Origin of the sequence: Chryseobacterium oranimense, from assembly GCF_900129755.1 — a bacterium.
GTDB classification, from domain to species: domain Bacteria; phylum Bacteroidota; class Bacteroidia; order Flavobacteriales; family Weeksellaceae; genus Chryseobacterium; species Chryseobacterium oranimense.
Window position 1 is genome coordinate 94,714 of sequence record NZ_FQWT01000004.1, and the last position, 12,023, is coordinate 106,736.

Annotated in this window: 11 protein-coding genes; 9 read left to right on the plus strand and 2 right to left on the minus strand. The window is 37.6% G+C overall.

All coding sequences use genetic code 11. The features are described from left to right. Nucleotides 1-10 precede the first annotated feature (10 nt). Entirely contained in the window at nucleotides 11-1,150 is a 1,140-nt protein-coding gene (locus tag BUB03_RS13460) for an acyl-CoA dehydrogenase (protein WP_040995855.1), read from the plus strand. Between the two features lie 21 nt (nucleotides 1,151-1,171). Then, complete coding sequence (locus tag BUB03_RS13465) at nucleotides 1,172-1,537, plus strand: hypothetical protein (protein WP_034704893.1); 366 nt, start codon at nucleotides 1,172-1,174, stop codon at nucleotides 1,535-1,537. A gap of 209 nt (nucleotides 1,538-1,746) precedes the next feature. Here BUB03_RS13465 and BUB03_RS13470 read toward each other — a convergent pair whose 3' ends face one another. Beyond that, the gene (locus BUB03_RS13470) at nucleotides 1,747-2,697 is read right to left on the minus strand and encodes a DUF4349 domain-containing protein (RefSeq protein ID WP_073063969.1); all 951 of its coding nucleotides are present in this window, start codon (nucleotides 2,695-2,697) and stop codon (nucleotides 1,747-1,749) included. A gap of 533 nt (nucleotides 2,698-3,230) precedes the next feature. Between BUB03_RS13470 and BUB03_RS13475 the strand changes: the two genes are divergently transcribed. Further along, nucleotides 3,231-5,534: a reprolysin-like metallopeptidase gene (locus BUB03_RS13475; RefSeq protein WP_083538928.1), complete on the plus strand. Its 2,304-nt coding sequence runs from the start codon at nucleotides 3,231-3,233 to the stop codon at nucleotides 5,532-5,534. Between the two features lie 60 nt (nucleotides 5,535-5,594). Here the strand turns inward: BUB03_RS13475 and BUB03_RS13480 are convergent, their stop codons facing one another. Next, the gene (locus tag BUB03_RS13480) at nucleotides 5,595-7,190 is read right to left on the minus strand and encodes a peptide chain release factor 3 (protein ID WP_073063972.1); all 1,596 of its coding nucleotides are present in this window, start codon (nucleotides 7,188-7,190) and stop codon (nucleotides 5,595-5,597) included. 409 nt (nucleotides 7,191-7,599) lie between these two features. Here BUB03_RS13480 and BUB03_RS13485 point away from each other — a divergent pair, with 409 nt between their 5' ends. From BUB03_RS13485 to BUB03_RS13510, 6 genes are all read left to right on the plus strand, one after another. After that, nucleotides 7,600-8,430, plus strand: a complete 831-nt coding sequence (locus BUB03_RS13485; RefSeq protein WP_073063975.1) for a CPBP family intramembrane glutamic endopeptidase — start codon at nucleotides 7,600-7,602, stop codon at nucleotides 8,428-8,430. A gap of 6 nt (nucleotides 8,431-8,436) precedes the next feature. Further along, entirely contained in the window at nucleotides 8,437-9,051 is a 615-nt protein-coding gene (locus BUB03_RS13490) for a hypothetical protein (protein WP_040995861.1), read from the plus strand. 5 nt (nucleotides 9,052-9,056) lie between these two features. Then, a complete protein-coding gene (gene rdgB, locus BUB03_RS13495; RefSeq protein WP_040995863.1) occupies nucleotides 9,057-9,632 on the plus strand; it encodes an RdgB/HAM1 family non-canonical purine NTP pyrophosphatase in 576 nt (191 codons plus the stop codon). Nucleotides 9,633-9,718: 86 nt separating this feature from the next. Next, on the plus strand, nucleotides 9,719-10,633 hold the full coding sequence (locus BUB03_RS13500; protein WP_073063978.1) for a ribonuclease Z: 915 nt from the start codon (nucleotides 9,719-9,721) through the stop codon (nucleotides 10,631-10,633). 7 nt (nucleotides 10,634-10,640) lie between these two features. Further along, complete coding sequence (locus tag BUB03_RS13505; RefSeq protein ID WP_073063980.1) at nucleotides 10,641-11,411, plus strand: TIGR02757 family protein; 771 nt, start codon at nucleotides 10,641-10,643, stop codon at nucleotides 11,409-11,411. Nucleotides 11,412-11,421: 10 nt separating this feature from the next. Next, the gene (locus BUB03_RS13510) at nucleotides 11,422-11,979 is read left to right on the plus strand and encodes a DUF1003 domain-containing protein (RefSeq protein WP_040995868.1); all 558 of its coding nucleotides are present in this window, start codon (nucleotides 11,422-11,424) and stop codon (nucleotides 11,977-11,979) included. Nucleotides 11,980-12,023: the final 44 nt, after the last annotated feature.

Sequence of the window (12,023 nt, forward strand, 5' to 3'; positions counted from 1 at the left end):
ATTATTTTTTATGGACTTTAATTTATCGGAAGAACAGCTGATGATTCAGCAGGCTGCAAGAGATTTTGCACAAAATGAACTATTACCTGAAGTTATTGAAAGAGATCGTGATCAGAAATTCCCTACGGAACAAGTAAAGAAAATGGGTGAAATGGGACTTCTGGGAATGATGGTAGATCCTAAATATGGAGGAGCAGGAATGGACAGTGTTTCTTACGTTCTGGCAATGGAGGAGATCGCAAAAGTAGATGCTTCCGCTGCGGTTGTAATGTCCGTAAATAACTCTCTGGTTTGTGCTGGTCTTGAAAAATTTGCTTCCGAAGAACAAAAAGTAAAATACCTTACCCCTCTTGCTAGCGGGAAAGTAATAGGCGCTTTTGCATTATCTGAGCCTGAAGCAGGTTCTGATGCTACTTCCCAAAAAACAACGGCAGAAGATAAAGGAGACTATTACCTTCTGAACGGGATTAAAAACTGGATTACCAATGGAGGTACTGCTACTTACTATATTGTAATCGCACAGACGGATCCTGAGAAAAAGCATAAAGGAATCAATGCCTTCATCGTTGAAAGAGGATGGGAAGGTTTTGAAGTAGGGGTGAAAGAAGACAAACTGGGAATCAGAGGAAGTGATACACACTCTTTGATCTTCAACAACGTAAAAGTACCGAAAGAAAACAGAATCGGGGAAGACGGTTTCGGATTCAACTTTGCCATGGCAGTATTGAATGGAGGAAGAATCGGTATCGCTTCTCAGGCATTGGGTATTGCTTCAGGTGCTTATGAACTGGCTCTGAAATATGCTAAGACAAGAAAAGCATTCAAAACAGAGATCATTAACCACCAGGCAATTGCCTTTAAATTAGCGGATATGGCTACTCAGATCACGGCTGCAAGAATGTTGTGTTTCAAAGCTGCATGTGAGAAAGATGCCGGTAAAGACATCTCTGAAAGCGGTGCAATGGCTAAATTATATGCTTCTCAGGTGGCTATGGATACTACTATTGAAGCCGTACAGATCCATGGCGGGTATGGATATGTTAAAGAGTATCACGTAGAAAGAATGATGAGAGATGCGAAAATCACGCAAATCTATGAAGGTACTTCTGAGATTCAGAAAATTGTGATCTCCAGAAGCATTGCTAAATAATAACATCAAAAAACACTGCTTATGAAAAAAACTTTGTGGATCAGCCTCGGTGTAATTCTTCTTCTGATAGGAGTAACGGTATGGTATAAATACTATTTCGTCTTTGGGGAAGGAGTAAAATCCGGCTATCTGAATTATGCCATGAAAAAAGGCTATGTTTTCAAAACCTATGAAGGAAAATTAATCCAGGAAGGTTTTGGAAAGGGAAAAACCGGAACCATTACAAGCTATGAATTTGAATTTTCTGTAGAAGATCCTGAAATTTTTAAGCAGCTGGAAACCAACAGCGGCAAAACTTTCGATCTTCATTACAAGGAATACAATGGTGCGCTTCCGTGGAGAGGAAATACAAAGTTTATTGTAGACAAAGTAGTGAACATGAAATAATGAAAGGCTCCCATCGGGAGCCTTTCCATTTACAAACCACTTTTATAATATACATTTAACCAAGTTCAATACTGATGATTAAATTACATACTTATCTTAAATCAAATATTCTGAAAGGCCGTCATATAGCCTCAATTGTGAATACTTAAAGATACAAAGAAACCATTCTACATGGATTTGATTTTTATTAAAATAATATTAAAATCCAATTATTCAGGAGAGTTCCCGGGCAATTTTTTATTTCTCTTCTTGAAAAAGTAATATCCTGTTCCACCGATCAGAAATAAAGGCCATAGCGGAAGAATGAAAAGAAATATAGAGGTGATCACCTCCCAGCCGGAGGAAACTGCTGCCAGGGATTTTTCCCCGAAAGTTTCAGGAGCTTTTTCATGCTGTGATCGATCTGTAAGGGTCAGGGTTATGGTACATAGCATATTTCCTGTATAATTGTCTCCGGAAGTCTGTACGCTTTTAGTCTCAATATCACCGATATCACTCAGGTCATTCATTAAGCTGTCAAAATTCTGCATCGGAACTTTGATATCCATATAGTATACCTTTTGGGAGTTTCCGGAATAAGAAGAATTGCTGTTGGCCGGTTCTGCTGCAATGTAGGAAAGTTCCTCGCTTTTTATAAAACCGTTATTTTTTACCGTTTCTTCCTTTACATGCTCTTTTACGGTTTCCGCATTGTCAGCTTTCATGGAAAGAATACCTGTTTTCACCATCTTATTTTTAAGCTCGTAAGCATCATTCTTAGGTTTTTCTCTGTAGACAATTTTGGTTTCTTTAATAACCTTTGGAGCCGGAACATTCACTACAATTTTTTCGGCTTTTTTCTGCGCAGAATCTTTTTTCTCAATCTTTGACTCCAGTTTTATTGAAGAAATTTTATCCGATAAGGAATCAACCATTTTAGAGGTGTTTTCTATTTTCTGCTGAATTTCGTCTTTGGTATCATCAAAGTCTTTTATTCTGATATTTGCCGAATCTAAAACTTTATCAGCAGTATTGCTTATGGAATTGATAGCCTCATTCACTACAACAGCTGTACTGTCTGCCGCATGAATGGTATCTTCTATCTGGGATTTGGCAGCATCCGCTTTTTTACACATAATGAAAGTGCTGGATACAGCCACCAGTAATAGGTACTTTTTCATAACATTAATTTTTGATGAAGTAAAATTAGTGTTGGAACGGAAGCATACTTTTGTAAATAGAAAGTATTGTTCTGGTAAAATTTTAAGGAGTTGAAAATCATTTGATTGAACTTATTTTACAAAAGATTTACAAAAACAGAATAGATGAAAGTTATTTTCAACAATAAATTAAATGATTAAATTTTTATCATCATCAGGTTGAAAAAATAAATCTTTATAGAAAATAAGTAGAATAATGTTCTGTTTTTTTTATTATTAATTAGTGTTTTTCCTAATGGATAGTGGTAACGGTTTATTATGTTTTGGGATTGTTTTATAATAAATTAACATTTTTTTTGAAAAATAACATTCAAATGCTGATTATGAATATTATAATATTTACTTTTGCTTTTTAAGATTTTATAATGAAAGACGTGCATTTTGTTCTCGTTTTTAATAGTGCAATCATCCACATTTGTTGATGATGGAATTATATTATTTAATATTAAAAAGGTCAGCACACTAATAATTAAGTTTAAAAAAGAAAAAACTATATGAAAAAACAAATACTTTTGATGGGGATATTTCTTATTTCCAATGTTTTTTTAGCACAAACAAACCGACTTTGGAAGGAAGTGACTCAAAAAAATACTTCTGAAATCTTTGAAAATAAGACCAGTATTCTTCACCCCAAAATTTATAATCTTGATTTTGATAATTTGAAGAATGTTTTAGCGAAGGCACCCAAAAGATTTGCTGCTAAAGGAAAGTCTGATATTATTATTTCTTTCCCAAATTCTAATGGGCAGTTTGAAAGTTTCAAAGTAAGAGAAAACTCAAATTTCGATCCTGAATTGGCAGCAAAATATCCGGACATTAAATCTTATGTTGGGGTAGGTGAAGATGACCCGAGTTCTACTGTTTATTTCAGTATTTCACCATTGGGATTATCTTCAATGGAGATTTATGGAAACAAATCAGCGGTTTTTATCGAGCCCTATACTAAAGACCTTTCAACCTATGTCGTTTATAAAAAATCAGACAAAAAAGAGAGTTTAGATAAGTTTGAATGTACTGTGCTTGATGTTGCTCAAAAAGGTCTAGATAATTCTGATCTTACCGCAAGACCCAATGCTGATGATGGAAAATTAAGAACTTTCAGATTAGCCTTATCCTGTACAGGTGAATATACCACCTATTTCGGAGGAACGGTAGCGGGTGCACTGGCAGCGATGAACAATACAATGACTCGTGTAAACGGGGTTTTTGAAAAAGACTTCTCTGCAAGAATGGTCATTATTGCGAACAATAATGCTGTAATTTATACGAATGCAGCTACAGATCCTTATTCTCCTGCAGCCCAAATGAATAACTGGAATGCTGAGTTACAGAGTAATTTAACGGCAACGATTGGAGAAGCAAACTACGATATCGGCCATTTATTCGGAGCAACCGGTGGTGGTGGAAATGCTGGTTGTATTGGTTGCGTTTGTACCAATGGTTCAAAAGGAAGTGGATATACTTCGCCGGCCGATGCTATTCCCTCTGGTGATAATTTTGATATTGATTATGTTGCCCATGAAATGGGACATCAGTTTGGAGGAAATCATACTTTTTCTCACAATATTGAATCAGCAGGGGTAAATATGGAGCCCGGTTCAGGATCTACAATCATGGGATATGCAGGGATTACCAACCAGGATGTACAACAACATTCAGATCCGTTTTTCCATGCTATAAGTATTCAGCAGATTACCAATAATATTAAAACAAAAACCTGCCCTGTAGTTACCAATACCGGAAATGCTATTCCTACAGCTGATGCAGGATCAGATTATACCATTCCGAAAGGTACTCCATTTGTTCTTACAGGAACGGGTACTGACGCAAATGGAGATGCTTTAACCTATATCTGGGAGCAAATGGATAAAGCTGTTTCCGGGCAAACCGGAGCAAATTCTGCGGCAACTGCATCAAAAGCTTCAGGTCCTACTTTCAGATCCTGGACCCCGCAAACTACTCCTGTCAGATATTTTCCAACAATGAGCTCAGTATTAGCAGGAAGTACGACCACTCAAGGTTCAGAAATTGCTGTAGAAGCTTTATCGAATGTTGCGAGAACCTATAACTTCAGGTTTACCACTCGTGACAATAGAGCAGGAGGTTCTGGAAACAATTCTGATGATATGGTCGTTACAGTGAATGCAGCTGCAGGTCCGTTTACCGTAACTTCACAAAATACTACGGGAGTTGTTTGGACTCAAGGCCAGTCATATCCAATTACATGGGATGTAGCCAATACTACAGCGGCACCGATAAGCGCACCTAATGTAACCATCCTGTTGTCAAAAGACGGCGGTCTCACGTTCTCAACTGTTTTGATGGCAAGCACTCCTAATACAGGTTCTTATAACTATACTGTTCCGGGCGGTCTTGGTACCATTACCAATAATGCCAGAATTATGGTGAAAGCTGCTAATAATATATTCTTTAACGTCAATTTAAAGAACTTTACAATTAATTCATCAGCGGTAGTAGATCCGGGACCAGATCCAAGAAATCCGGTAATACCTACAAGAGTATACCAGGGGCTGATGATATATCCAGTGCCTTCCAATGACGGGTATGTTTATATCAAAGCAGATTTCCCAAGACAAGTTCCCCTTCGTCCTTATGTTATCACTTATGAATTATTCTCAATGGATGGAAAGCTGATTGTTCCTAAAAAGACCAAATATATATTTGATGAACTTCTGGAACAGATTAACTTAAAACATTTGCCTAGCGAATCCTATATGATTCATGTTACCGTGGATGGAGAAAAGATTGTTAAGAAACTGATGATGATACCTAAATAACAGATCATCAAAATAAATAAAAAAACCGTTCGGAAGAACGGTTTTTTTATTTATTACAATTTAGCTTTGTTGAAATTCACTTATAAAATGCAGCTTCACATTCGGGAACTTTTCCTGGGTCATATGAATAGTGAACGAAGAATCTGCCAGGAATACAAGCTGGTTATACTTATCTCTTGCAAGGAAACGCTGCTTTAATCTTGCAAATTCCTTAAATTCTTCAGACTTTTCATCAGCCTCCACCCAGCATGCTTTATGCATAGAAAGAGGTTCGTATGTACATTTGGCGCCATACTCATGCTCCAGACGGTATTGGATAACCTCATACTGAAGCGCACCAACCGTTCCGATGATTTTTCTGTTGTTCATTTCCAGGGTAAACAATTGGGCAACCCCTTCATCCATAAGCTGATCAATACCTTTTGCCAGCTGCTTGGCTTTAAGAGGATCATTGTTGTTGATATAACGGAAATGTTCAGGTGAGAAACTTGGAACCCCTTTGAAGCTCAGTTTTTCCCCTCCTGTCAATGTATCACCAATCCTGAAGCTTCCTGTATCATGAAGTCCTACGATGTCTCCCGGAAAACTTTCATCTACTACCTCTTTTTTGTCGGCAAAGAAAGCATTGGGAGAAGAGAATTTCATTTTTTTACCTTCTCTTACCAGCAGATAGTTTTCATTTCTTTTGAATGTTCCGGAAACGATTTTTACGAAGGCAAGTCGGTCTCTGTGTTTCGGATCCATATTCGCGTGAATTTTGAAAACGAATCCGGTAAAACTGCTTTCTTCAGGTTTTACAATACGCACATCACTTTCTTTTGGCTGAGGCATCGGAGCAATTTCAATGAATGCATCCAAGAGCTCACGGACTCCAAAATTATTTAAAGCTGAACCAAAGAAAACCGGCTGCAGATCTCCATTCATATAATCCTCACGGCTGAATTCAGGATATACAGACTGGACAAGCTCAAGTTCGTCTCTCAGATTCTGCGCAGCTTTTTCGCCGATTACCTCATCTATTGAAGGATCATTGATATCATTAAATTTAATAGATTCACCTACTTTTTGTTTCTTTTCCTCCAAAAACAGCTGGATATTGTTCTCCCAGATATTGTAAATTCCCTGGAAATCACTTCCCATACCGATTGGGATAGATAACGGAACTACTCTTAATCCTAATTTCTGCTCAACCTCATCCAGGAGATCAAACGCGTCTTTACCTTCACGGTCAAGCTTATTGATGAATACAAGCATCGGGATGTTTCTCATCCTGCACACCTTCACCAGTTTTTCGGTCTGTTCCTCAACCCCTTTTGCAACGTCAATCACAACGATTACGGAATCTACAGCCGTTAAGGTTCTGTAAGTATCTTCTGCAAAATCTTTGTGACCCGGGGTATCCAGGATATTGATCTTGTGGTCTTTATATTCAAAAGCCAATACGGAAGTCGCCACCGAGATTCCTCTCTGTCTTTCGATTTCCATAAAGTCGGAAGTAGCTCCTTTTTTTATTTTATTGGACTTTACTGCACCGGCTTCCTGGATGGCACCCCCGAAAAGCAGCAGCTTTTCCGTAAGGGTTGTTTTTCCGGCATCCGGGTGGGAAATAATCCCGAAAGTCTTTCTTCTTTGTATTTCTTTGATTAAGTCTGACATAGTGTATTTTGAAGTTGCAAAAATCGGGATTTTTTACGAGGTTTCAAATAATTTGGCAGAATAAGTTGTGGATTCGGGTTACGGGTTGCGAGTTGCGGGTTTCGAGTTTTGGGGTGTGGGTAATTTGTTACGGGTTCGTTTATGTGTTATGGGTTGCGGGATTTTATACGAAATTATGAGACAACAATATATAATGATGACTTTAATATATTATTCTAAATAAATATTCAAACCCAAAAACTCAAACCTTTAAAACTTATAACAGTAAAACCCAAACACCAAAACTCGAAACTCGAAACTCGAAACCCGCAACCCGCACCTCGTACCCCGTAAGAATTTCCCTTTTTAGTTGTTTAAGCCTTTCAAAAAAATTACCTTTGTTTTTATAAACTTTTTACAGAGAAAAAGTATGGAAAATAGCAGGTATCCGAAGTTTACCTTCACATGGATCGGCGGTCTTGTTTTATTGGCAGGGTTATTTATAGGAACAATGGCTGTTTCTTTTTTCGGCAGTTTCTGGAAAATAGCATTCAGGGAAAACCTCGAACTGAAAGACTGGTTTCTGATGGTGACTAATGCAGCCGGATTTCTGACTGCTATTGCTTTTTTCGATTTTTTTATCGTAAGGCCTTCCACCGGGAAAAAGCTGAACTTCAATTTTTCCCCAACCAATTTTTATACTTATCTCCTGATATTTCCTATGATGATCGGGATGATGTTTATTTCAGAATTTATCACCTCTCTCATACCAACTACAGGCCCGTTCTGGGGAAAATATTATGAATTTTTCTCACAGCTGATGGAACAGCTGACTTTTGAGCCGGTGATCATGATTATCATGACTGTGATTATGGCGCCTATTTTTGAAGAAATTATCTTTAGGGGAATTATTCAGAAAGGATTAATAAATAAAGGGGTAAATCCCCGGAGAGCTATTGTATATGCCTCCATTATTTTTGGGCTGGTTCATGCCAATCCATGGCAGTTTGTAGGGGCGGTATTGCTTGGATGTGTATTGGGACTGGTATATTATAAAACAAAATCCCTGCTGCTTCCGATGCTGCTTCATGGATTCAATAACCTTTGTTCTTCACTGCTGGTCACTTATACCAAAAGTGAAAGCTTTGCAGATGCTTTTAAAATTTCCGAATGGGTAGTTTTGGCGATCGGAATTGTACTTTTTTCTTTATTTTTCTATCTTTTTACGGTAAGGAATAAAGTACACTATACTGAAATGTAACTTTTCATGACAAAGCAGATCGGTAACTTTTCAATTGAAGAAAATGAAGAAACAGTTTCATTGCATTATTCTCTCTCGAAAAAAGACTGGATTGATTTTGCTGTTAAACTTACCATAGCCATACTACCTCTATCAATAGGTTCCCTTTTTCTATATGGGGCTGTTTATAAAAATACAATATTGGAACTGGTTGTCGGTTCAGGATTTCTTATTGCAGGATGCATTTTTTTTATTGATGCTGTTTCTATGATTATCAGAGTCAGAAGAAATATTGTCAGGATTTTAAAAAAAGAGAGTAAACTTGTTCACAGAAAAACATTACTTACATCGGATACCTATGAACTTCAGGATATTAAAGAATTCATCATATCCGGCAAAGATGAACAGGCTTATATTAGAAGAAAATCGATACGGAGGATGTATGGAACCATCGAAATAAAATTGAGGAATAATATAATAAAACCGATTTTGATTATCAATCCAACAAGGGTTTTCCGAACCTTTAATGATAGTTCAGATAAGGCGGATCTGCAAAAAGAAGCTAAAGATATAATTAAGGAATTAAACAGATATATTAAAGCAGAGTATAAGATAAAAAACTTCAAAATAGAAAATTTTTAGAAATAATGGAATTATTAGTTGCCACGCATAACGAACACAAGAAAGAAGAAATACAACAGATTTTAGGGAATAATTTTACGGTTAAAAGCCTTACAGATTATGACATTCATGAGGAGATTGTAGAAGACGGCGATTCTTTCAATGCCAATGCCCTGATCAAAGCTAAATATTGTTTCGAAAAAACCGGAATTCCCAGTTTAGGAGACGATAGCGGCCTTGTTGTAGAAGCTCTGGATGGCAGACCGGGAATTTTCTCTGCCCGTTATGCAGGAGACCATGATTTCGCAAAAAATATAGAAAAAGTTTTAAGCGAGCTGGAAGGTAAGGAGAATAGAAAAGCTTATTTCATTACTGTTCTTTGTTATTATGACGAAAATGGTGCCCGTTACTTTGAAGGAAGGGTTCACGGAAATTTACTCACAGAAAATAAAGGACACAAAGGGTTCGGCTACGACCCTATTTTCGTTCCTGAAGGTTACGAAAGAACTTTTGCGGAAATGAATCCCGAAGACAAAAATAAGATCAGCCACCGCAAACAGGCATTAGACCTCTTTCTGGATTTCTTAAAAGTAAAAGAATAATATTCTATGCTTTTCAGCATTTAAACCTGAATCTGAAATTTATGTTTAGATTTTCTGTCGTACATTTGTTACAATAAACTATTGATTTGAGTACTTATTTAACGATATTAGGCTTTAATTCAGCGATTCCGACCATTAATTCTTCACCTACGGCACAGCTGCTGGAAATGGAAGAAAGGCACTTCCTGATCGATTGTGGGGAAGGAACCCAGGTACAGCTGAGAAAAGCGAAAGCGAGATTTTCAAAGATCAATCATATCTTTATATCACATCTTCACGGGGATCACTGCTTTGGTCTTCCCGGTCTTATTGCTTCTTTCCGTTTGCTGGGAAGAGATAATCCCCTGCATGTTTATGGTCCGAAAGGAATTAAGAAAATGCTGGAAACCATCTTTACCATTACAGAGACGCACCGTGGCTTTGAAGTGATTTATCACGAGCTTGATAAGGATTATTCTGAAAAGATCTATGAAGACAGCAGGGTAGAGGTATATACCATTCCATTGGATCACAGGATATATTGCAACGGGTATCTTTTTAAAGAAAAGCCCAAAGACAGGCACCTGAATATGAAGGAAATTGCCAAATACAGCGAAATAGAAACCTGCGATTATCACAATATAAAAGCAGGAAAAGATTTTGTTTTGAGTGACGGATATGTCCTTAAAAATGAAGTCTTGACCCTGGATCCTGTGCCTCCTGTTTCCTATGCCTTCTGCAGCGATACCCGGTATCTTGAAACAGTGATCCCGATCATTAAAAACGTAACCGCCCTTTACCATGAATCCACTTTCCTTCATGATCTGAAAGAAATGGCAGACTATACCGGGCATTCTACTGCTTTGGAAGCAGCAATGATCGCTCAGAAAGCTGAAGTGGGAAAACTGATCCTGGGACATTTTTCGAACCGGTATGCAGACCTGACGGTATTTACCGATGAGGCCAGAAATGTTTTTCCCAATACCTTTTTGCCGAAAGCATTGGAAAGCGTAAAAATTTAAGAACGGTATGCTCAGTTTTGAAGAATTAAAAAGCTTTTTGAATGAAAAGGCAGATCAGTACAACAGTCCTGATTTTATTGAGGATGATCCTATACAGATTCCGCACCGTTTCAGTGTAAAACAGGATATTGAGATTGCAGGCTTTCTGGCAGCCACTATTTCATGGGGGAACCGGAAATCCATCATCCGGTCAGCAGATAAGATGCTTGATATCATGGGGAATTCACCGTATGATTTCGTGTTGAACCATTCTGAAAAAGACCTGGAAATCCTTCGGGAAAAAAGTATTCACAGGACGTTTAACGGCGAAGATTTTGCTTACTTCATCAGGCAGTTCAATAAGATCTATAAAGAAAATGAAAGCCTGGAAAATTTGTTCCTCGTAAAAGATCAGGAAACGAATTTTCAGCATGCTATTGAAAGATTCAGAAGCAGTTTTCTGGAAACAGAGAAACACAGGAGCCATAAACATATCAGCTCACCTTATAAGAACTCTTCCTCCAAAAGAATCATTATGTTTCTGCGATGGATGGTTAGAAAGGACAAACGTGGCGTGGATTTTGGTATCTGGGAGAATATAAATCAGAAACATCTTTCGATTCCGTTAGATGTACATACCGGAAATATTTCCAGAAAGCTCGGGCTGGTTTTCAGAACCCAGAACGACTGGAAAACCGTGGAAGAACTTGATGCCGCCATCAGGAAATTTGATGAAAACGATCCTGCCAAATATGATTTTGCCCTGTTTGGCCTTGGGGTGACCAAAGAACTTTTATAACACAGAAAAGATGAAAAAGGAAAAAGAAAAAACAGAAGCTTTAGAGAAAATAGCGAATGGTATTACGTGGTGGGTAGGGTCTATCCCTTCACTTATTGTTCATACCTTATTTTTTATCATATCATTTCTTCTGCCCATGCTCAATATTGTTGAGTTTGACAAAATGCTTCTGATCCTTACAACAGTAGTCTCTTTGGAAGCGATTTACCTTGCTATTTTCATTCAGATGTCTGTCAACAAGAGTCATGAGAAGATTGAAGATATCCAGGAAGATATTGAGGAGATCAGCGAAGATATTGAAGACATTCAGGAAGATATCGAAGAAATCAGCGAAGACATTGAAGAGATCAGTGAAGATATCGAGGAGATCAACGAGGATATTGAAGACATCCAGGAAGACATTGAGGAAATTAATGAAGACGAAGATGATGAAGACCATAATGAAAGAGCCAAAAACGTAATGCTGAAGAGTAATGTGAGTTCCAACAAAAATGAAATCAAGGCTTTAAAAGATATTATCAGCCAGCTTCAGACAGAGATAGAGCAGCTGAAAAAAGACAATGAATAAAAAAGAAATAGCTTTCTTAAAACAAAAGCAGACCGGATATATCA